Here is a 20,226-nt window from a genome sequence, read left to right as displayed (position 1 = left end):
TATTGCTTTTCTACCTTTTAAACCTCTTAGAGTATTTTTTCAGCATGGGAATGAGATTCGGTATCTGCTCGCTTCTAATGACAAGGACACCGTATTCCTGACAACGATTGGCATAAACGGGATTGATTTTTCCCGTACAAACAATCAACTTGAGACAACTCTCCCCAGCAAAATGATTGGCGTAGACTTCTAGCTCATTGATGGCTTCAACTGATAAATCCGTCATCTTGCAGGAGATAAAGGTAATCGAGCGCCCCTTTCTCAGAATGACATCAATCTCATTTTGAACATTGTCTGCCTCTGGAAAGATACCATTCCAATCAATCTCACCACCTATCATGCACTCATCAAACAGCTGCGATTCAAGTGCCAAGAGATAGAGATATACCTCTAAAATATGCCCCTTATTGCGGCAAAAGACCTGAGCTTCTTGACTTGGAAAACTGTAAGTTACTCGTTTCTTGTCTTCGCTTTCAATACAAAGCATCCCCGCTTCCACAAGTAAAGGGATAAGGGATTCTGGATAGTGATAATACTTGCCATTGTTTTCCAGTATTTTTTCGGTTTCAGCATGCAGGTCATTGGTCTTAGCTAGAGAGAAAAATTGGGTCACTTGATACCAGTGGGCAGGATTGGCAATGGCAGAGCTGGCTAATTTTTTGATGGCTGAAATTTGCTTAACTGAGTGGATAGGGCGTTTTGATTTGAGCATTTTTCCACCACGCAAGGCTATCAACTGTTGGATGCTTAGGGTAGGAATGTCCAAATCTTCTTTTTCCAACTGACCAGCTACCCACTTGTATTGTTTTCCCCGCTCGACATCCATCGCCACGATGGGGAGCTGCCGATCCAATCCATACTGATAGAGAGATAAGGCTAGTAGAGAATCTCCGCCAAAAACATCGAGAAGGACTTGGTCGTAACCTGCTAGGCAATAATCTAATTGGTCCGCTAGTTGTTCTAAGGATAGCTGAAGAAAGGTCACTCGTTGGATATGGGGGACTTCATCCAGGATAAAATGACGGAGAGAGAGTTTCTCTTCATTGCTTATTTTCGTCAAAGATAGAAAAAGAATCTCGTCACAATCACTGACAAAGGCTTGGTAGACATTCTTTTCCAATACATGCCGATCATACAGTTCCACCAAAAGACTCGTCATTGGACCACCTCCATCATCTACAACATCTTGCGCTGAGAGCGACAGCAATACAGTTCTACTGCTCATTTTTCCTACTTCTAGTATAGCATAAAATCCTGCTTGCCCCAATCACCTAACGCAAACAAAAAGAATAGAAACCTTGCAAAGTGGTTTCTATTCGCTGGGTTAAGTTTGATTTACTTGATTTTCTTAGCTAGCATGGTCGCAAAGCGTAGTTGAATACGATTGCCATTCTCATCGCGACGGTGCAGATGGCCTGGATTTTCATTATATTTGACCAATTCCCAATCCTTGTAGTAGTCAGCCAATTCCCCTTCTTTAAAGGTGAATGGGAAGTTGACTGAGCAAGGATAATCCTCCGTATCCATGGCACAGACGATAAGATTGTAACCACCGACTGTGGTGTGCTCCTGCATATTCTGGATAATAGCTGGAATGCGGTCCGCTTGTAGGAACATCAGAACAACTGTTGAAACGATAAAATCATAGGCTTGCCCAATGCTAGCTGAATTGATATCGTAAAGACCGACAGGCATGTCTAGATCCTCTTGCTCCACAATGCTTTGCAAGATTTCAAGGGATAGCTCATTTTGATCCACAGCTGTCACATCAAAACCATTCTGCGCAAGAAAGAGAGAGTTACGGCCTTGACCACAACCCAAATCCAAGGCTCTTCCTGGTTTTACCGTTTGCATGGCCTCTAAGACTTCCGAATGAACAGGATTGGTATTGTATTTCTTAGGGAAATAATCCTCAGGTTTACAATAAAATTCCAAGTACCATTCTACATCGTCTGTTGCGGCCTCTACTCGGTGCCAGGCTTGCGGTTGCGCCATAGGGTTGTCTGCACCTGCCTCAAAGAGGTGTTCAGCTAGAAGTTCGCCATCTTCGGTTAATTCAATAAACTTGAGTGCCCCCTTCAAGACAGTAATTTTTCCCCAAGTCCCGACCTTGGTATTGTGTTTCTGCTGGACAATTTCTGGCATGGTCTGTTTATTCCATAAGGGCATTCGTTTATAGGCAATTAATTTTTCCATTATTATTCCTCTTCTTATCGCTGGTTCACAGCTTTCATCACACGCGCGATGTCGCGGTTTTGTTCACGTCGCTTGATCGACTCCCGTTTGTCATAGTCATGTTTCCCTTTAGCAAGTCCTAAAAGGAGTTTAGCATAACCATCTTTGAGATAGACTTTGAGGGGAACAAGAGTCATCCCTGTCCCTTTGGTCTCTTGTTCCAATTTTTGAATTTGCTTCTTATGGAGCAGGAGTTTACGACGGCGTTCAGGTTCCTGGTTCCAGATATTGCCCTCTTCGTAAGGAGCGATATGAACATTGCTCAGCCAGACTTCTCCATTTTTTACTTGGGCAAAGCCGTCTTTGAGATTGATTCGAGCAGCTCGAACGCTCTTGATTTCAGTTCCTGTCAGGACCATTCCTGCCTCTAGCGTATCTACGATTGTATAGTCGTGGTGCGCCTTTTTATTTTGTGCGACGACCTTTCCCTCGCCCTTTGTCATGCTTGGCTCCTTTCTTAGCTACTTCTTTGTAAAAAGGTTTCTTGCCTTTTTTCTTCTTGTCTTTTTGTGAATGCTTGTGCTTATCATTTGAGCGTCCTGATTTTCTCTTGTCTTCCTTCTTGTCTGAACGACGACTTGAACCACGTCCTCTGTCTTTGCGCCCAGCTTGTTTCAAGCCTTTTTCGATGACATCAAACTCACTTGGAATATAAGAGAAGTCAATTTCGCCCGTCATCTTATCCGCTCTTTCAACCCGAATGCGAATCTGCTGCCCTACACGGAAGGTTGTGCCTGATTTCTCCCCACGGAGAGTCAAATCCCGTTCATTGAAATGATAAAATTCAGGTAGATTAGTGATATGAATCAAGCCTTCAACTGTATTTGGCAATTCGACAAAAAGACCGAATTTGACAATGCTGGATACAACTGCATCGTACTCTTCTCCCACGTATTCTTCCATGTACTCAGCCTTTTTCATGGCTTCGACTTCACGCTCGGCCTCGATGGCACGACGCTCACGGTTGGAAGACTGGGTTGCAATCTCTGGAATCACTTGTTCAAAATGCTCTGCTATTTCCTTAGAACGACCATAGTCCCGAATCATCCGGTGAACAAGGAGATCCGGATAACGGCGAATGGGGCTAGTAAAGTGAGTGTAATAGTCTGCCGCAAGGCCATAGTGACCGTGATTGTGCTCTGAATAGCGAGCCTGCTGCATAGAGCGAAGAAGCATCATGGACAATACATCTGCATAAGGCTCTCCCTCAACAGCACGCATGATGTCTTGAAGGGCCTCCTGGCTAATCTCACTGGCAGTCCCATAAATTCGCAAGCCAAAGCTGGAAGCATAATCAATAAACTTCTGAACTTTTTCAGCCTTGGGCTCCTCGTGAATCCGATAGATAAAAGGAAGTTCAAGTTTACTGAAGTGTTCCGCAACCGTTTCATTAGCAATCAACATGAAGGACTCGATCATCCTCTCGGCAACACCACGCTGACGAAGAACAATATCCACAGGCTTGCCTTTTTTATCCACTAGAATTTTAGCTTCACTGGTATCAAAATTAAGGGCACCACGTTTCTCACGCATGCTTTCTAGCGTTTCATGGAGCTTGGCCATGAGTTCGATACTTGGAACAATTTTCTTAAACTCTTGTCTCTTTTCCTCATCGCCAGCTAGGATGTCATTGACAGCGCTATAGGTCATACGGAAGCTAGTTTTGATAACCGTTTGTGTGATGGTGTAATTGACCACACGACCGTGTTTATCAATTTCCATAATAGCAGACTGGGTCAAGCGATCTACTTGAGGATTGAGAGAGCAGATGCCGTTTGACAAACGCTCTGGAAGCATTGGCACCACTCGGTCTGTCACGTAGACAGAAGTAGCGCGGTTAAGAGCTTCCTTGTCGAGGGCAGAACCCTCGGTCACATAGTAGGAAACATCTGCGATGTGAACTCCGAGTTCTAGATTTCCATTTTTCAAGGCCTTGATATGAACCGCATCGTCCAAGTCCTTGGCATCCGCACCATCAATGGTAAAGGTGATTTCATCTCTCAGGTCCAGACGACCTTCCATATCCTTTTGAGACGGAGCTTCTGGCACACTTTCTGCCTCCTTGAGAACAGCTTCTGGAAATTCTGAGACAATATCCATAGACTCCAAGACTTCAAGGACATCAATCCCAGCATCAGTCGAGTGCCCCACCACGTCCAGCACACTAGCGACAAAGAAATCATGTTTCTTACTTGGGTATTTGTCGATAAAGACCTTGAGAACTTCTGTTCCTTCAAGTTTGAGGGCTGGTTTCTTCACATAGATGGGTTGGCTGATTTTTTGATTTTTTGAACGAATGTAACCCGCATACTTGGGCTTTTCCTGATCCAGAACGATTTGGCCGACAACGGTTGTCAAACTGTGTTCTAGAATATCGATAATTTTAGCTTCGGCTGCTGTTCCTTTATTACGGTCAGCGACTTTCTTGATGACCACCTCAACGGTATCGCCATCAATGGCATAGTTGACATCATTTTTTCCTACAAAAAGGTCGTCCTCCTCACCTTCCAGACTGACAAAGCCAAAGCCATTTTTATGGGCATGAAAAATTCCTTTGAGGGTGATTTCATGTTTCTTCTTCTGGTCCAAGGTGAGGCTACCATCTTCTCCAAATCGAATCTGGTGCTTTCTTTCCATCAGAGACAGGGTTTTAATCAACTCACGGAAATCCTTGGATCCATCCTTTCCGAGAGCCTGAGCCAGGTCATTTACCGTCACTCGCCCCTTCTCTTCTAAATATTCTTTAATTTTATCTTTCATATTTTCTTTCTAGATTTTTATAATTTTTTTGATGGATAACTTTAGTAAACATTATTCAAAATAAAAATAGGCTAAGACCTAGTCTCGCCCATTTCTTATCTACTTGATAATACCGTCAATGCTAAGGCAATGGCTAGCCAGAAAAAGACTAAAATACCTGTCAAACGTTGCATCACAGCTTCAAAACCACGCGCTTTACTACGTTCAAACAAATCACCTGAGCTGGCATCAAATACATTGCTGGATTGGTTCTTAGTTGGTTGCATGAAAATCGCAATCACAATCACAACAGATAATACTAATAAAATGGTTAACAATAGGTTATACATATCAAACTCCTTAAAATCCCTATTATTTTACCATAAATTCTACTTAGATTCAAGATGTAGGGTTACTTTTCTTTCCTTGGGACAATACTTTAAAACCTCAATCTTGTCTGGATGGGTTTTGGAGTTCTTGCTGGTTAGATAATTCATGCTACCACAAGAGGAGCATTTGAGATTGATTTTTACTCGCACGAGATTTCCTTTACTTTTAATAATGATCTAAATTGAACTAAGTTAAATAAACAACTGAGAGCTACACAGGCTGCTGTCGCATAAAAAACAGAGTGGTAGCCGAATTGCCCTGCTACTGCTGAACCAGTCATGGGACCAACAACACCCCCAAGGTAGAAAAAGACTTGGTTAAAGGCAAAAATTCTTGAAATACCTGATTTTGGAGTCATTTTGCTGAGAAGAGCATTGACCCCCGGTATCAGAGCACCCGTTCCCAAACCAAAGAGAAAACGATACAAGCCAAGTTGAATGGGGCTGGTTGCATGGGCACAAAGAAGGTAAATGATGACTGAATAAATCTGCGCTGCGACCAACAATCTATGATTTCCCACCTTATCTCCTAGTTTTCCCATCACTCCAGCACTCATCATGCTAGAAAATCCCATGCTCGATACTATCAAACCAGATACAAAGAGGAGATTTTCAGTCTGCCCTAAGTCCCGAACATAGAGAGCTAGAATGGGACCAATTGATTGAGCTGAAAATTGAATGACGAAGCTAGTCAAAAATAGATTCACTAAAAGCCTAGGATACTTGAAAGAAGAAAATACTTCTTTCGTTGGGATAGCCTTCTCCTTAGCTACTGGCTGAAAATCTTCCTTGATAAAGAAAATGGTTAGAATTGCAGCTGAAAATAAGAAAGCACCTACCAATAAAAAGACATTACGAATGCCAAAAATTTCAGCAATCAAGCCACCTACAAAGGGGCCGGTTAGGGTTCCAGCTACTACTCCAGTTGATAAAGTCCCCAAAGCATAGCCAGACTTATCCTTGGGGACTTGACTGGCTATTAAAGCTGTCGCATTCGGTACGAAACCTGTAAATACGCCATTTAGTAATCTAAGAAAGATTAGCCAATAGATGTTCGGCACAAAGGCCAAGCCTCCCATGGTGATGGTCATAGCAAGCCCAGCTCGAATCATCATGGGTTTTCGACCATATTTGTCAGCAAGAATACCCCAGATAGGAGAAATCAAAGCTGCTGAAACTGCCGAAACTGAGATAGCTAATCCAGCATAGAAAGCAACTTGGTTACTCTCGATTCCCAACTGCTCTACAAAGATAGGCATGAAAGGGACGACCAAGGAAATACTGGCTCCCGTTAGAAAACTACCGAACCAGGCGACACGAAGATTCTCTTTCCAACTAATCTCTGTCATCATGTTCACCTCCATCAAGCAGAAAAGATACCTGATCTAGAAGTTGATCTCGATTTCCATTGTTGTCCAGGACATGACTCGCCAATTTTTTCTTTTCTTCTAAAGACCACTGGGCGGCCAGACGGGACTCTGCTACTTCTTTAGAAAGATGATCCCGTTTCATGAAACGTTCTAGTTGTATATCACAGTCCACATAGACCAGCCATGTTTCATCAAACCAAGCACTGTAGTCCTGTTCAAAAAGCAGGGGAATATCCATGAAAAAAATTGCTTCTGTCTGAGCCAACTGTTCTCTCAGTGCAGTCAATTCCTCACGAATAATCTCTCCTTGGGTTTGTTTAGACCATTCCCGCTCCTCAGGATTTGAAAAGATGAGGCTAGCCAGGAGAGGGCGATTGAGTTCTCCATTTTCTAAGAGAATTTCCTGTCCAAAGTGCTGAACTAAGAGCTGATAAAGACGACCACCAGGTTTTTGTAGTTGGTGGACGACTGCGTCAGCATCCACTACTTGAAAACCTTTCTCTCTTAGGAAATTTGTCACAGTTGACTTACCAGAGGCAATTCCTCCTGTGATTCCGATGATTTTTCCCATCAGCCCCTCCTTTGACACTGAGGACAAAAATGAGTTCCTCGTCCACCGAGCTGGAATTTCTCAATCACTGTCCCACAGCGTGAACACTCTTGCCCAGTCTTGTCATAGACCTGATGAAAATCCTGCATGGTTCCGTCTTCCCCAAAGGCATTGGTATAGGTCCGAATGGTAGAGCCCCCTTTTTCAACAGCCTGTCCCAAAACAGCAATGGTCTGGTCATGAATAGCTGACGCTTCTTCTGCTGTTAAACTCTGAGAAGATCGAGCTGGATGGACCTGTGCTCGCCAGAGGACCTCATCCACATAGATATTGCCAAGGCCAGCTACCAGGGTCTGGTCTAGGAGATGGGATTTGATAGGCTTTTTAGACTTGGCTAGAGCGACTTGAAAATCCTGCAAATCAAAATCCTGCTCTTTTGGCTCAGGCCCTAGTTTTTTAGAAATAAAGTAGGCTTCCAAAAGGTCTGGCGCCAAGAGTTCCATAGTACCAAACTTGCGTACGTCCTCATATACAAGAGTGCCACCATCCTCAAACTGGAAGAAAACATGGGCATGCTTGCGTTCAGGAACCTGGTCCAGATAGTAAAAATACTTACCCTCCATCCGCAAATGAGAAATCAAGACCTTGTCTGTCAGGTAGAAAAGCAAATATTTGCCACGACGTCCCATTGACTCGATAATCTGACCAGGCACTTCCTTTTGAAACTCTTCCAAATCCGTCTTAATCATCTTGGGATAACGAATCTCTAGGCTAGAAAACTTCTTTCCCAAAATCAATTTTTCTAAGCCACGACGAACCGTTTCAACCTCAGGTAATTCAGGCATAAATCCTCCTTCTGTAAAAACAAGAAGCAGGCATGAGCCCACCTCTACTTAGTATTCTTTTTCATTATAGCCAAAGTCAGCCAAATCTAGCTTTTTATCACGCCAATTTTTCTTGACCTTGACCCAAGTTTCTAGGAAAACCTTATCCCCTAGCATGAGTTCGATATCACGACGGGCCATAGTCCCAATTTTCTTGAGCATAGCGCCACCTTTTCCGATGATAATGCCTTTTTGGCTATCTCGCTCCACCATGATGGTTGCACGGATGTGAACCTTGTCTGTCTCTTCATCCCGTTTCATAGAGTCAACCACTACGGCAACTGAGTGTGGAATCTCTTCACGTGTCAAATGAAGAACCTTCTCACGAATCATCTCAGAAACCAAGAAACGCTCAGGATGATCTGTGATTTGATCAGATGGGAAATACTGGAAACCTTCCTCAAGATTTTCACTGAGGATGTCAATTAGACGAGAAACGTTATTTCCCTGAAGAGCTGAGATCGGAACAATTTCCTTAAAGTCCATCTGGTTACGGAAGTCATCAATCTGAGCCAAAAGCTGGTCTGGATGGACCTTGTCAATCTTATTCACCACCAGAATCACAGGAACCTTAGCAGCTTTCAGACGCTCGATAATCATATCGTCACCCTTACCACGTGGCTCATCAGCTGGCACCATGAAGAGAACAGTGTCTACTTCACGAAGGGTGCTGTAGGCAGATTCCACCATGAAATCCCCAAGAGCTGTTTTAGGCTTGTGAATCCCCGGGGTGTCGATAAAGACGATTTGTTCCTTATCCGTTGTGTAAATCCCCATGATTTTATTACGTGTTGTTTGCGCCTTGTCACTCATAATGGCAATCTTTTGCCCCATGACGTGATTCAAAAAGGTTGACTTCCCAACATTGGGACGTCCTAAAATGGCCACAAAGCCTGATTTAAATGTCATAATTTCCTCTTAGTGTTTAAAATAGTATATCCCAAATGCGTGGGATAAAGATAAGTGCACCTGTCACTGCAGCAAAAAGAGAGACCACCAGCACGGCACCTGCTGCCATGTCCTTGGCTTTCTTTGCCAACATAGAAAAGTGATAGTGACTGGCTAAATCCACCACATTTTCAATAGCAGAGTTCATAATCTCAAACGCTACTACTAAGAAAATGCTCATTAGGAGAAAGAGCCATTCGATCCGTGACACCTGAAAAACAAAACCTGCAAGGATGACTACTAGAGCCGTCACTGCATGTTTTCGCATATTGCGTTCTTCCTTGAAAGCAGTCAGAATTCCTGTAAGAGCAAATTCTAAACTAGATACCAGGTCACGATTTTTCCATTTTCGTTTATTGTCTTGTGAGTCCATAGGCTGTCAAAATTTCTTCTTGTAAACCGAACATCTCCGCTTCTTCTTCCGGAGTGTAGTGATCGTAGCCGTTAATGTGTAAAAAGCCGTGTACTGCCAAGAAGCCCATCTCACGCTCAAAACTGTGGCCGTATTCCTCAGCCTGCTCATGAGCCTTATCGATAGAGATGAACAGTTCCCCAATATAGGCATCAAACTCAGACATCATCTCTGCCAATTCAGGATTTTCAAGTAAATCCTCTTCGTCAAAGGCAATATCCAACTCTGGTTTATACTCAAGGCTGATAACATCTGTCGGACGATCGGTATCACGGTACTCGAGGTTGAGTTCGTGGCTACGCTCGTTGGTCACAAAAGTGACTGCCATCTCCTTGTCTTCTTTTCCTATTTTTTGGGCTGCAAATTCCAAAATTTCTTGGGTTTGGAGCAAGATTTCTTGTGAAACTTGACCAGTTTCATCTACCATTTCAATATACATGTACTTCTCGATTCTCTTTACTTGGCTTTATTATACCATATTTCCATGATTTTATTCTACCTTTTTGATATAATACTATGGAATACAATCACAAGGAGAGAACGATGTCATTTGACGGATTTTTTTTACACCACATGGTTGAGGAATTGCGAAGTGAGCTAGTCAATGGTCGCATCCAGAAAATCAATCAGCCTTTTGAACAAGAGTTAGTCTTGCAAATCCGCAGCAATCGCCAAAGCCATCGCCTGCTCCTCTCTGCTCATCCCGTTTTTGGTCGCATCCAGCTGACCCAAACGACTTTTGAAAATCCAGCCCAACCTTCGACTTTTATCATGGTTTTGAGAAAGTATTTGCAGGGTGCTCTGATTGAGTCGATCGAGCAAATCGAAAATGACCGTATTGTGGAAATTACAGTTTCCAATAAAAATGAGATTGGGGACCATATTCAGGCTACCTTGATTATCGAAATCATGGGCAAACACAGCAATATTCTCCTCGTGGATAAAAGCAGCCACAAAATCCTCGAAGTCATCAAACACGTCGGCTTTTCGCAAAATAGCTACCGCACCTTGCTTCCAGGATCGACCTATATCGCTCCGCCAAGCACGGAATCGCTCAATCCTTTTACTGTCAAGGATGAAAAGCTCTTTGAAATCCTGCAAACACAGGAACTAACAGCAAAAAATCTTCAAAGTCTCTTTCAAGGTTTAGGTCGTGATACGGCAAACGAACTGGAAAGTCTATTGGTTAGTGACAAACTATCCACTTTCCGTAACTTTTTCAGTCAAGAAACCAAGCCATGCTTAACAGAGACTTCCTTCAGTCCAGTTCCTTTTGCCAATCGTGTAGGAGAGCCTTTTGCCAGCCTTTCTGACTTGCTGGACACCTACTATAAGGACAAGGCTGAACGGGACCGCGTCAAACAGCAAGCCAGTGAACTCATTCGACGTGTTGAAAATGAACTTCAGAAAAATCGTCACAAGCTGAAAAAACAAGAAAAAGAATTACTGGCGACAGACAATGCTGAGGAATTTCGCCAAAAAGGAGAATTGTTGACAACCTTCCTCCACCAAGTGCCTAATGACCAAGATCAGGTTATCCTAGACAACTACTACACCAATCAACCTATCACTATTGCGCTTGATAAGGCCTTGACTCCCAACCAGAACGCCCAACGCTACTTTAAACGCTATCAGAAGCTCAAAGAAGCTGTCAAATACCTTACTGAGCTGATTGAGGAAACCAAGGCCACCATTCTTTATCTAGAAAGTGTCGAGACCGTTCTCAACCAAGCTGGACTGGAGGAAATCGCTGAAATACGTGAAGAATTGATCCAAACTGGCTTCATTAGAAGACGCCAACGTGAAAAAATTCAGAAACGCAAAAAACCAGAACAGTATCTGGCGAGCGATGGCAAGACCATCATCTATGTCGGACGAAACAACCTGCAAAATGAGGAATTGACCTTTAAAATGGCCCGCAAGGAGGAACTTTGGTTCCATGCCAAGGACATTCCTGGAAGCCACGTCGTCATCTCAGGAAATCTCAATCCTTCTGACGAAGTCAAGACAGATGCAGCCGAACTAGCTGCCTACTTCTCCAAAGGGCGCTTGTCAAATCTGGTGCAGGTGGATATGATTGAAGTGAAAAAACTCAATAAACCAACTGGTGGCAAACCTGGCTTTGTAACCTACACAGGACAAAAGACCCTCCGCGTTACACCAGACCCAGAAAAAATCGCATCTATGAAAAAATCCTGATTTCAAGTGAAATCAGGATTTTCTTTTACATTTTACTCTGCAATCAAGGTTTCCAAACCAACCTTCATCATATCGGTGAAGGTATTTTGGCGTTCTTCTGCAGTGGTGTCTTCATCTGGATTGACCAAGCTATCAGAAATGGTCATGATAGCAAGGGCATCAACGTGGTGTTGGGCAGCAAGATAGTAAAGAGCTGCTGCTTCCATTTCCACAGCCTTGACTCCCCATTTACCAAGCTCGATGTTCTTTTCAAAGTAGTTTGAGTAAAAGACATCTGATGACAAGACGTTCCCAACGTGGGTGGTCATACCAAGTTCTTTGGAGATATGGTAGGCCTTGTCTAGCAAATCAAAGCTAGCGATTTGTGGGAAATCATACTGTGGCCAGTCATTGCGGATGATGTTTGAGTTGGTTGCAGCTGCTTGCGCCAAAACCAATTCACGGACGTGGACATCTTCATTCAAAGAACCAGCAGTTCCCACGCGGATCAATTTCTTCACACCGTAGTCCACAATCAACTCACGCGCATAAATCGAAATGGATGGCATCCCCATCCCAGTTCCCATGACAGATACACGGTGGCCCTTGTAAGTACCAGTGTAACCAAACATGTTCCGCACTTCGTTAAAACAAACAGCATCTTCAAGGAAATTCTCCGCAATAAATTTCGCACGAAGAGGATCCCCAGGAAGAAGAATTTTATCAGCAATTTCACCCTGCTGAGCAGCAATATGGATAGACATAATTTATGATACAAAGAGCGAGAAGAAAACGACTGAAAATTAGGAATCTGACGAGAAATCCTGATTTCTCAGTCAGATCATCTATTTTCCGAGTTTTCCGCTCGTGTTCAAATTTGAACACACGCTCTACCTTTCTTTATTGTAAATGTGATAGTCAAAAGGATACCAAACCCGTCAAAAAGCGAAGGGAAAATAGGATGTGGGTGCAGTGAGCGATGCTCGCTAGACCAACTATCTTTTTCCCACTGCTTTTAGGGGGGGTAATTCCTTTCTTTCTTAATTTAGATGATAAATAGGAGAATAGCACGGGTTCAACTCAAACCCGAACTACCCTTCCTTTCTGAGTTTTTGGAAAAGTTTTCCGCTCGTGTTCAAATCAGAACACCGTACTCTACCTTTCTTTTTGTATATTTAGGATAGCGACAGAGAACAAAGTAAAAATAGGAAACTGACGAAGCATCGCAGATGCTAGACAGTTTATCTTTTTTACACAGTTCTCCGCCCGTATTCAGTTCAGCAAATACGGTTTACCCATCCTTTCTTTCTTGATTTTAAAATTAAATATTTCGCAAAACAGTCAGCCCGAGTTTGACTATAACTCAGATACTCTGCCTTTCTGTAATTCCTAGTTTACCAATGAATCTAAAAATGCATACAGTTTGGCATTCATTTCAGAGTAATCGTTTCTACGTAATTCTTCTGGTGTTTGAACAAAAGGCAACTTTTCACTTTGCTCTCTTAATTTCTCCTCACCATCCGCAGCAATCAATAATTCTATTGCGTCTGGATCAAATTCCAAATGAGCCTGAAAGGCATAATGTTTTGGACTGAAGCGAATAATTTGGCGTGGACAACCTTGACTCGTCGCAAGAACAACAGCATCCTCTGTCAGCCCTGGCATATCACTGTGCCAGTGGCCGGTTTCTAAGGTTTCTCCGAACAAGCTGACATGAGGATCTGTTAGACCTTGCATCGTCAATATCACAGGATAAACGCCGATCTCGCGCTCTGGACTATGTTCATACTTCGCACCATAGGCAACAGATAGGAGCTGCGCACCAAGACAGACACCAACAATATAAATATCTGCAGTAATCGCTTCTTTCATAAAAGCAATCTCAGCCTTAGGGTCATAGTATGGGAAGTTTTCTCTATCCTCATCAGGTGATTGAGGACCACCCATGACAATCAGAAAATCAATTCCGTCAATTGTTTCAGGAAGAGGTTCTTTTTCATAAACCTTTGTTGATGTAATGTGATGGCCTCGTTCCAGAGCCCATTTTAGATATGCACCTGGAACCTCAAATGTCTCATGTAAAATAAAGTGAACTCTCATGACATTACAATTCTGCAAGAATCGCTTTAAGCAAGCCTTTGAAATCACCTTTGACACGTTCAGTCACTTCTACAACTTCCTCGTGGTTGAGTTCTTCTTGGAAACCAGCAGCATGGTTAGTGATACATGAAATTCCTAGAACTTTCAAGCCTGAGTGGGCTGCCACAATAACTTCAGGAACAGTGGACATACCAACTGCATCTGCTCCCAATGTCTTATAGGCACGAATCTCTGCAGGTGTTTCATAAGTCGGACCGGTTACACCGATATAGACACCTTCATCAAGCTTGATACCAAGTTTTTTAGCCACTTCATGGGCAGTAGCACGGTATTCTGGAGTGTAGGGTTTAGACATATCTGGGAAACGTGGACCAAAGTCATCCAAGTTTTCACCCATCAATGGATTCTGCCCCGTCATGTTGATATGGTCTGAGATAGCCATCAAAGTACCAGGACCAAATCCGATACCACCTGCTGCATTAGTCACAATGACACCTTCGCATCCAAGAACTTTCATCACACGTACTGGGAAAGTCACGACTTCAAGAGGATTTCCTTCATAGAAATGGAAACGACCTTGAAGAGCCAAGACCTTGCGACCTGCAAGGTCACCATATACCAATTTACCAGCGTGACCAACTACTGTAGAGCGGCCCCAGTTTGGGATATCTGCATAATCTACTACAACTGGATTTTCGATTTCTTCTGCCAATTCTCCAAGTCCTGATCCAAGGATTAAACCAAACTCAGGTGCTTGGATTCCCTTGTCTTTCAGAAAAGCAGCTGTTTCTTTGATTTTATCTAAAAATGTCATTGTGTGTCTCCTTTATTATTTTTTAGCATTTGACCGATTTTGTCAAAGGTTTTTGCATTGCGAATGGTGATGTTGCGATAGAAAGGCATCTTGAGCAAGTGCTTGTGATAAGCAGTTGCATAGTAGGATTCTTCAGAGAATTTCCCCCAAAAAATCCCAAGTCTTCCAAAATGAACCACTTCATCTTTCAGTTCCAAACTTTCAACTGTCTCAATGACTTGAGCAACATCCAAGCCCTCCGTGTAAAAGAGGACATCCTTTCGTGCCAAATCTTTGGTCCACCATTCAGGAAGATTTTCAAGTTCCGCTTCAAAGTCCTCTAGACTCAGCAAAGAAAAGCTCTGAATAAATGGATAATGGACTTCAAAGAAAGTCTCTAACTTTTCAACCAATTGGGCCTTTGGAACTGTCGAAGTAAAGAAAATATTGCCACTGTTGATGTAGGTTTCAATTTTTTCCAGTCCCAACTCTGTCAATTCTTGACGAAGTTGCGACATAACAACCTTATTCTTCCCACCGACATTAATGCCCCTTACCAGTAAAGCATAGCGTTTCATCTTATACCAATTTATCTAAGAAACTTTCCCCAATCATGGCAGTTTCAACACCAAAGTTATCCGCAACTGTCGCTGAGATATCTGCAAAATGTCCGACTGGAATGACACCATTTCCCTTAAAGCTAGGGCTGTAAGCTAAAAGTGGGATATATTCACGAGTGTGGTCAGTTCCCGCATAAGTCGGGTCATTTCCATGGTCCGCAGTAATCAAAAGAAGGTCGTTCTCTCTCATGGCTGCGATAATTTCAGGCAAGCGTTCATCAAACTCATGCAAGCAATCACGGTAACCATGAGCATTGCGGCGGTGTCCATAAAGGGCATCAAAGTCCACCAAGTTTGTGAAAGAGAATCCTTTTTCAAACTCAGCAAGTCCCATGGTCTTCAATAATGTATCAATTCCGTGGCTGTTTGACTTGTTGTGACCCATGTCGTGGTTGATACCCGCACCGTTAAAGATATCGTTAATTTTACCAACAGCATAAGTATCGATACCTGCTTCATTGAGTTTATCCAAAACGGTTGGTGCAAATGGAGAAACGGCCAAGTCACGACGGTTGGCTGTACGAGTGAAGTTACCTGGCTCACCCACATAAGGACGGGCAATGATACGACCTAGAAGGGCAGGGCGCTCAAGGGTAATCGAACGAGCGTATTCACAAATACGATACAATTCATCCAAAGGAATGATATCTTCGTGGGCAGCAATTTGCAAAACAGGGTCAGCTGAAGTGTAGATAATCAACTCTCCAGTTTCCATCTGACGTGGTCCAAAATCATCGATAACAGCAGTTCCTGAGTAAGGTTTGTTGGCTTCACGAATGACCTTACGTCGTGAAAATTCTTCGATTTTTGTCAAAATTTCTTCTGGGAATCCGTTCCAGAAAGTATCAAAAGGCTCAGTAATATTGAGTCCCATGATTTCCCAGTGACCAGTCATGGTGTCCTTACCTAGAGATACTTCTTCCAATTTTGTTGCATAACCTGTTGGATTGCTTTCAGCTGGTACAGTCTTCAGCGGCGTTTCGCGAGGAATATTTCCTAGACCGATTTTAGCCATGTTTGGCACATTCAAACCAACTGTTTTAGAAATGTGTCCCAGTGTGTCAGAAGCTCCATCTGGAACCCCCGCATTGACAAAGTTATTGGCATCTGGTGCGGCACCGATTCCCACAGAATCCAGTACCACCAAGTGAATACGATTAAATTTTGACATAGTGTGTCTCCTTATTATGTTGATTAGTTTGCTTTTGTTGAAGTTAAAATCTTAACCCCATCTCGTCCCGCTACGATGACCTTATCCACCATTTGGTTGAACAAGCCATGCTCTACGACACCAACGACATGGTCCAATTCTTGCCCGAAGGCAATTGGATCTTCAATGACATCCAAAGCTAGGTCAATGATAAAGTTCTGCATATCGGTCACAAAACGTTGGCCGTCTTTTTCACGGAAACTTGGTTTGTAGCCAGCTCGTTCAAACCGACGAAAGACCTGTTCTGCACCATACTGAACCACTTCTACTGGCAATTTAAAAGCACCTAGTTTCTCTACCAGTTTGCTTTCATCTACCACCCAAATGTATTCTTTTGAGGGCGTTGCCACAACCTTCTCCATCAGAAGGGCACCACCACCGCCTTTGATTCCGTTAAACTGGCTATCTACTTCATCCGCCCCGTCAACCGTCACATCGACAAAGTCCACTTGATCAATCGACTTGAGTGGGATGTTTAGTCCTTCAGCCTGTTTACTGGTCACACTGGAAGTTGTCACAGCAGTAATCTGCAAACCTTCTTCCTTAATCCGACGACCGATTTCTTCCACGAAATAGTAGGCAGTTGATCCAGTACCGAGTCCAACAACCATACCATCCTTGACAAACTCAGCAGCCTTGATACCTGCCATCTTTTTCAGATTCTCCACTTAAACACCTCCAATAAAGAGCTACCATTATTATAACATGTATCCGTTTTTATTTCATGAATACACTTGAAAAACCCGAACATTTTTATTTCGGGTTTTGATGTCCTATTTAACCATATCAGGATCGTAATCATAGAATCCTGTGTCGAGGAAACGGTTTTTAGGGTGTAACTTGCGCACTTCCTCATCCAACAAGAAAGCTTGGTCATGACTGAAATTCCCCTCTTGAATCAAGCTGCGCGCTTGAATAAAGAGTTTAGCAATTTCTACAAAATTCTGACCTGGGGTGTAAAGTCCCTCAAGTTTCCAGTGAGTAAAACCATGCTCCACCAATTCTGTCAATTTGGTCATCAAATCAAGGTCATTGTTGGCAAAGATGTGGGTACCATGATTGTCCTCAAAGATGGAATAATGGCTTTCTGGGTCACTCGGCTCTGCCAAGAAGAGGTCACGTTTACGCGTCTTTTCATCATCGATATGCGTAAAGTTATAATAGTTTTGTAAAAGCGGACGCTTAGAATGGTGAATGACACTAGCTCCATAAACCAACACTTCAGCAGGAATTTCCAAAATCTCAGGCATCTTGAAGAGCTCAGCAGATGGAATTTCACGCGCCAAAACAGCCTCAGAGGCGCCTGCCTTTTGCCCCCAGAAGTTAATCTGACGACTACTTGTCACCATGGTTGAAGCATCGTAGATGGTCTTAAAGGAATAGCCATCGCGATTGACCACGTAAAAGACACCTGCATCCCCAACAGTAATATAGTCTGTCTTGATTTCTTCCAAGAAGTCTAGGAAAGGCTTGATACGGTCCATCATATCTTGGTGCATGAGGGCATTAACCGCGACAATCAACTCTTTACCAGCCTCATGAACAATATTAGCGATGGTGCGTAACTCTTCATAACTAAAAGTCGTTGGCAGACGAAGGCCAAAATCTTTCTCACCAACATAGATACGATCTACGCCAGCTTCGAGTAGTTGTTCAACTTGTTCAATACTTTCAGCAGTTGCTGTAATGATAATCTTTTCCATAAGAAAAATTATACCACATTTCTCAAAAATCAGCTATGAATACTAGGAGTTTTATAAAAAGTCAAAGCCATTTTTAAAGCTTTCAATCAAAAAGTGAACAGTAACTTGTACCATTCACTCTATTTTATGCATGTGTTTCTTCAACTAGATGGCCATCATTCATGACATAAATACGGTCAACCTTATCAAGAAGACGAGTATCATGCGTAATCATAACAACTCCTCTGCCTTGTTCATGAGCAATGGCAGCCAGCATCTCCGTTACTTGGTAGGCACGCTGGGTGTCTAGACTGGCTGTTGGCTCATCTGCAAGCACAATGCTCGGATTGTTATAGAGCGCTCTAGCAATCGCGGCACGTTGACGTTCGCCACCTGATAGAGCCTTGGGATACTGATCTTGTACCTTTTCCAAATCCAACAAGTCAAACAGTTCTTTTCGGTTACTTTTACTATTTTTTTCCTTATCTAGTCTGTCTATCAAATCCAGCTGTTCCTCGACCGTTAGAAAAGGAATTAAGTTTGAAGCCTGGAGAATGAAACCAAACTCTCTAAAACGGAGATCTGTTTTTTCCTTCTCCGTCAAACTGCCTGTTTCCTTCCCCTTTACTAGAATCTTTCCACTCGAAGCTTCCTGTAGTTGTCCTAGAGTTGTTAGAAAGGTCGTCTTTCCAGAACCTGAAGGCCCAACGATAGCTACGAACTCTCCCGCATTTAGCTGAAAATTCGTCTCATGCAGGGCTACGACTTTCATCTTTCCTTCCCCGTAAGTTTTTGTCACTTGATTCATTTCTATCAATGTTGTCATACTATTCTCCTTATCACTCTGCAATCGCAGTAATCGGGTCCACCTTTAGCAAGCGTGGAAGTGAAATGACACCACCTAGAAGGGCCATCAAGGAAATTACCAAACTTAGGACAGAGTAGGCTATCCAACTTGGATAGAAAAAGAAGGTAGCTGGTAAGACTAAAATCACTCCTCCGATTGCCAGTAAGGCTAAAGCAATCCCCATACCAGCTAAGAGGAAGATTTGACAGAACAGAGACCATACAATGGTTTTGATCTGTATCCCTTGAGCTCGCATTATTCCATAAAGTCCTAGTTTTTGGATGGTAATGATATAAACAAAAATACCCACAATCAAGCCTGTGATAACAATCATAGCAAGAATCATTCCTGAAAATACATTAACCTGAGGTGTGTAACCAGGAATTTTCGATATCATTTTTGGAATGGAAATCTGTTTCAGTCCATCGCCGACCACTTCTATGTCATTTTTCAATACCAAGGCAGAGATGGAACGATTGGCTTTCAAGGTTCCTTGTAAGGTCCAATAAGTTGTCAGACTCGTAAAGACAACAGGCTCAGTGAAAAATTTATTTCCTTGAGTCAGGCCTACAATCTTGTAACTTGCCTCGCTTCCATTGAGCTGAATGGCATCACCTAGCTTCATCCCATAGTTCTCAAAAGACTGATCCACGACAACCTCATCATCTCCTTCAGGATAACGACCCTCCGTCAAACTAGGAGAGATAAAAGAGTCCCACTCTTGAGCAAAAATGGAAACATTGACCTTTTCACTACCATCGACTAGATTGGTTACAGCGAACATATAGCCCAATGGAGCGGCCTCTTCAGAATTCTTATCCTTGTAGTCCTTTTCAGGAATAAAAGATGCCGTCAAATTATCATTTGCGTAGTCGGATAAAACGACACCCGTTGCTTGCCAATTATCAATAGCTGCCCGGTTGTTTCGCACAAGACCAAGAGCTAGACTGGTCATAAAAAAGACCATAAAAGCGATAAGAAAAATGGTAGTTAGAATCAAACTATATCGAAGTTTATTTCGTAGTATTTCTTTGATAGCAAGATACATGCTTATCTCCTTTAACTTTTCCCCAGAGGTAGTTTAAAAGCCACCCAGACCAATAGACAGAATCTCTGTCCTTCCATCCATTCAAAACAACTCCTACCAATACTCTTCAAAAGTATCCAGGTAGCAACTCAACAAATTATATTAGGAAAAAGCCTCAGCTTGCTATCAATTTATATAAGTTATCCTTTCCTTTCTCAGTATATTTATAATAGAGAAAGGCA

General features: G+C 42.8%; 22 protein-coding genes. 1 reads left to right on the top strand and 21 read right to left on the bottom strand.

Annotation, left to right across the window (positions count from 1 at the left end; all coding sequences use genetic code 11):
- Positions 1-10: 10 nt before the first annotated feature.
- The 12 genes from MK403_RS00820 to ybeY form a co-directional block, all read right to left on the bottom strand.
- Complete coding sequence (locus MK403_RS00820) at positions 11-1,159, bottom strand: PDDEXK family nuclease (protein WP_268708686.1); 1,149 nt, start codon at positions 1,157-1,159, stop codon at positions 11-13.
- A gap of 176 nt (positions 1,160-1,335) precedes the next feature.
- Positions 1,336-2,196: an SAM-dependent methyltransferase TehB gene (gene tehB / locus MK403_RS00815; RefSeq protein WP_268708647.1), complete on the bottom strand. Its 861-nt coding sequence runs from the start codon at positions 2,194-2,196 to the stop codon at positions 1,336-1,338.
- A gap of 14 nt (positions 2,197-2,210) precedes the next feature.
- Complete coding sequence (gene smpB, locus MK403_RS00810; protein WP_132973199.1) at positions 2,211-2,678, bottom strand: SsrA-binding protein SmpB; 468 nt, start codon at positions 2,676-2,678, stop codon at positions 2,211-2,213.
- Positions 2,641-4,995, bottom strand: coding sequence for a ribonuclease R (gene rnr, locus MK403_RS00805; RefSeq protein ID WP_268708646.1), 2,355 nt, complete (start codon positions 4,993-4,995; stop codon positions 2,641-2,643). Before rnr ends, smpB begins: the two co-directional genes overlap by 38 nt.
- A 95-nt stretch (positions 4,996-5,090) precedes the next feature.
- On the bottom strand, positions 5,091-5,324 hold the full coding sequence (secG, locus tag MK403_RS00800; protein ID WP_000282517.1) for a preprotein translocase subunit SecG: 234 nt from the start codon (positions 5,322-5,324) through the stop codon (positions 5,091-5,093).
- Between the two features lie 39 nt (positions 5,325-5,363).
- Positions 5,364-5,513: a 50S ribosomal protein L33 gene (rpmG, locus tag MK403_RS00795; RefSeq protein ID WP_007519517.1), complete on the bottom strand. Its 150-nt coding sequence runs from the start codon at positions 5,511-5,513 to the stop codon at positions 5,364-5,366.
- A complete protein-coding gene (locus MK403_RS00790; RefSeq protein WP_268708685.1) occupies positions 5,504-6,712 on the bottom strand; it encodes a multidrug efflux MFS transporter in 1,209 nt (402 codons plus the stop codon). Before MK403_RS00790 ends, rpmG begins: the two co-directional genes overlap by 10 nt.
- Positions 6,699-7,304, bottom strand: coding sequence for a dephospho-CoA kinase (gene coaE / locus MK403_RS00785; RefSeq protein WP_268708645.1), 606 nt, complete (start codon positions 7,302-7,304; stop codon positions 6,699-6,701). The genes MK403_RS00790 and coaE overlap by 14 nt, the downstream gene beginning before the upstream one ends.
- A complete protein-coding gene (gene mutM / locus MK403_RS00780; protein WP_268708644.1) occupies positions 7,304-8,128 on the bottom strand; it encodes a DNA-formamidopyrimidine glycosylase in 825 nt (274 codons plus the stop codon). Before mutM ends, coaE begins: the two co-directional genes overlap by 1 nt.
- 48 nt (positions 8,129-8,176) lie before the next feature.
- Positions 8,177-9,076 (bottom strand): GTPase Era, encoded by a 900-nt coding sequence (gene era, locus MK403_RS00775; RefSeq protein WP_000143275.1) that lies wholly within the window; start codon positions 9,074-9,076, stop codon positions 8,177-8,179.
- Between the two features lie 16 nt (positions 9,077-9,092).
- Positions 9,093-9,488: a diacylglycerol kinase family protein gene (locus tag MK403_RS00770; protein WP_268708643.1), complete on the bottom strand. Its 396-nt coding sequence runs from the start codon at positions 9,486-9,488 to the stop codon at positions 9,093-9,095.
- Positions 9,469-9,966: an rRNA maturation RNase YbeY gene (ybeY, locus tag MK403_RS00765; protein WP_268708642.1), complete on the bottom strand. Its 498-nt coding sequence runs from the start codon at positions 9,964-9,966 to the stop codon at positions 9,469-9,471. The genes MK403_RS00770 and ybeY overlap by 20 nt, the downstream gene beginning before the upstream one ends.
- Positions 9,967-10,070: 104 nt before the next feature.
- Between ybeY and pavA the strand changes: the two genes are divergently transcribed.
- The gene (pavA, locus tag MK403_RS00760) at positions 10,071-11,726 is read left to right on the top strand and encodes an Rqc2 family fibronectin-binding protein PavA (RefSeq protein WP_268708641.1); all 1,656 of its coding nucleotides are present in this window, start codon (positions 10,071-10,073) and stop codon (positions 11,724-11,726) included.
- Positions 11,727-11,758: 32 nt separating this feature from the next.
- On the opposite strand, the gene deoD is transcribed toward pavA, so the two are convergent.
- From deoD to MK403_RS00715, 9 genes are all read right to left on the bottom strand, one after another.
- The gene (deoD, locus tag MK403_RS00755) at positions 11,759-12,469 is read right to left on the bottom strand and encodes a purine-nucleoside phosphorylase (protein ID WP_084937874.1); all 711 of its coding nucleotides are present in this window, start codon (positions 12,467-12,469) and stop codon (positions 11,759-11,761) included.
- A 625-nt stretch (positions 12,470-13,094) separates the two neighbouring features.
- A complete protein-coding gene (locus MK403_RS00750) occupies positions 13,095-13,805 on the bottom strand; it encodes a type 1 glutamine amidotransferase (RefSeq protein WP_268708640.1) in 711 nt (236 codons plus the stop codon).
- Between the two features lie 4 nt (positions 13,806-13,809).
- The gene (locus tag MK403_RS00745) at positions 13,810-14,619 is read right to left on the bottom strand and encodes a purine-nucleoside phosphorylase (protein ID WP_268708639.1); all 810 of its coding nucleotides are present in this window, start codon (positions 14,617-14,619) and stop codon (positions 13,810-13,812) included.
- On the bottom strand, positions 14,616-15,176 hold the full coding sequence (locus tag MK403_RS00740) for a DUF1697 domain-containing protein (protein ID WP_268708638.1): 561 nt from the start codon (positions 15,174-15,176) through the stop codon (positions 14,616-14,618). The genes MK403_RS00745 and MK403_RS00740 overlap by 4 nt, the downstream gene beginning before the upstream one ends.
- Position 15,177: 1 nt before the next feature.
- A complete protein-coding gene (locus MK403_RS00735; RefSeq protein WP_268708637.1) occupies positions 15,178-16,389 on the bottom strand; it encodes a phosphopentomutase in 1,212 nt (403 codons plus the stop codon).
- Between the two features lie 23 nt (positions 16,390-16,412).
- Positions 16,413-17,096, bottom strand: coding sequence for a ribose-5-phosphate isomerase RpiA (gene rpiA, locus MK403_RS00730; protein ID WP_268708636.1), 684 nt, complete (start codon positions 17,094-17,096; stop codon positions 16,413-16,415).
- A gap of 105 nt (positions 17,097-17,201) precedes the next feature.
- Complete coding sequence (locus MK403_RS00725; RefSeq protein ID WP_268708635.1) at positions 17,202-18,131, bottom strand: peptidase U32 family protein; 930 nt, start codon at positions 18,129-18,131, stop codon at positions 17,202-17,204.
- A 124-nt stretch (positions 18,132-18,255) separates the two neighbouring features.
- On the bottom strand, positions 18,256-18,936 hold the full coding sequence (locus MK403_RS00720) for an ABC transporter ATP-binding protein (protein ID WP_268708634.1): 681 nt from the start codon (positions 18,934-18,936) through the stop codon (positions 18,256-18,258).
- Positions 18,937-18,949: 13 nt separating this feature from the next.
- Positions 18,950-20,005, bottom strand: a complete 1,056-nt coding sequence (locus MK403_RS00715; protein ID WP_268708633.1) for an ABC transporter permease — start codon at positions 20,003-20,005, stop codon at positions 18,950-18,952.
- Positions 20,006-20,226: the final 221 nt, after the last annotated feature.

Source organism: Streptococcus oralis (genome assembly GCF_026782285.1).
Classification (GTDB): Bacteria; Bacillota; Bacilli; order Lactobacillales; family Streptococcaceae; genus Streptococcus; species Streptococcus oralis_CG.
This window is presented reverse-complemented; position numbering and strand designations above follow the sequence as displayed.

What these genes read in the sequence shown, in the direction of transcription:
- MK403_RS00820 (WP_268708686.1), bottom strand. Translation starts at nt 1,159, where the DNA reads ATGACGAGTCTTTTGGTGGAACTGTATGATCGGCATGTATTGGAAAAG.
- tehB (WP_268708647.1), bottom strand. Translation starts at nt 2,196, where the DNA reads ATGGAAAAATTAATTGCCTATAAACGAATGCCCTTATGGAATAAACAG.
- smpB (WP_132973199.1), bottom strand. Translation starts at nt 2,678, where the DNA reads ATGACAAAGGGCGAGGGAAAGGTCGTCGCACAAAATAAAAAGGCGCAC.
- rnr (WP_268708646.1), bottom strand. Translation starts at nt 4,995, where the DNA reads ATGAAAGATAAAATTAAAGAATATTTAGAAGAGAAGGGGCGAGTGACG.
- secG (WP_000282517.1), bottom strand. Translation starts at nt 5,324, where the DNA reads ATGTATAACCTATTGTTAACCATTTTATTAGTATTATCTGTTGTGATT.
- MK403_RS00790 (WP_268708685.1), bottom strand. Translation starts at nt 6,712, where the DNA reads ATGACAGAGATTAGTTGGAAAGAGAATCTTCGTGTCGCCTGGTTCGGT.
- coaE (WP_268708645.1), bottom strand. Translation starts at nt 7,304, where the DNA reads ATGGGAAAAATCATCGGAATCACAGGAGGAATTGCCTCTGGTAAGTCA.
- mutM (WP_268708644.1), bottom strand. Translation starts at nt 8,128, where the DNA reads ATGCCTGAATTACCTGAGGTTGAAACGGTTCGTCGTGGCTTAGAAAAA.
- era (WP_000143275.1), bottom strand. Translation starts at nt 9,076, where the DNA reads ATGACATTTAAATCAGGCTTTGTGGCCATTTTAGGACGTCCCAATGTT.
- MK403_RS00770 (WP_268708643.1), bottom strand. Translation starts at nt 9,488, where the DNA reads ATGGACTCACAAGACAATAAACGAAAATGGAAAAATCGTGACCTGGTA.
- ybeY (WP_268708642.1), bottom strand. Translation starts at nt 9,966, where the DNA reads ATGTATATTGAAATGGTAGATGAAACTGGTCAAGTTTCACAAGAAATC.
- pavA (WP_268708641.1), top strand. Translation starts at nt 10,071, where the DNA reads ATGTCATTTGACGGATTTTTTTTACACCACATGGTTGAGGAATTGCGA.
- deoD (WP_084937874.1), bottom strand. Translation starts at nt 12,469, where the DNA reads ATGTCTATCCATATTGCTGCTCAGCAGGGTGAAATTGCTGATAAAATT.
- MK403_RS00750 (WP_268708640.1), bottom strand. Translation starts at nt 13,805, where the DNA reads ATGAGAGTTCACTTTATTTTACATGAGACATTTGAGGTTCCAGGTGCA.
- MK403_RS00745 (WP_268708639.1), bottom strand. Translation starts at nt 14,619, where the DNA reads ATGACATTTTTAGATAAAATCAAAGAAACAGCTGCTTTTCTGAAAGAC.
- MK403_RS00740 (WP_268708638.1), bottom strand. Translation starts at nt 15,176, where the DNA reads ATGAAACGCTATGCTTTACTGGTAAGGGGCATTAATGTCGGTGGGAAG.
- MK403_RS00735 (WP_268708637.1), bottom strand. Translation starts at nt 16,389, where the DNA reads ATGTCAAAATTTAATCGTATTCACTTGGTGGTACTGGATTCTGTGGGA.
- MK403_RS00725 (WP_268708635.1), bottom strand. Translation starts at nt 18,131, where the DNA reads ATGGAAAAGATTATCATTACAGCAACTGCTGAAAGTATTGAACAAGTT.
- MK403_RS00720 (WP_268708634.1), bottom strand. Translation starts at nt 18,936, where the DNA reads ATGACAACATTGATAGAAATGAATCAAGTGACAAAAACTTACGGGGAA.
- MK403_RS00715 (WP_268708633.1), bottom strand. Translation starts at nt 20,005, where the DNA reads ATGTATCTTGCTATCAAAGAAATACTACGAAATAAACTTCGATATAGT.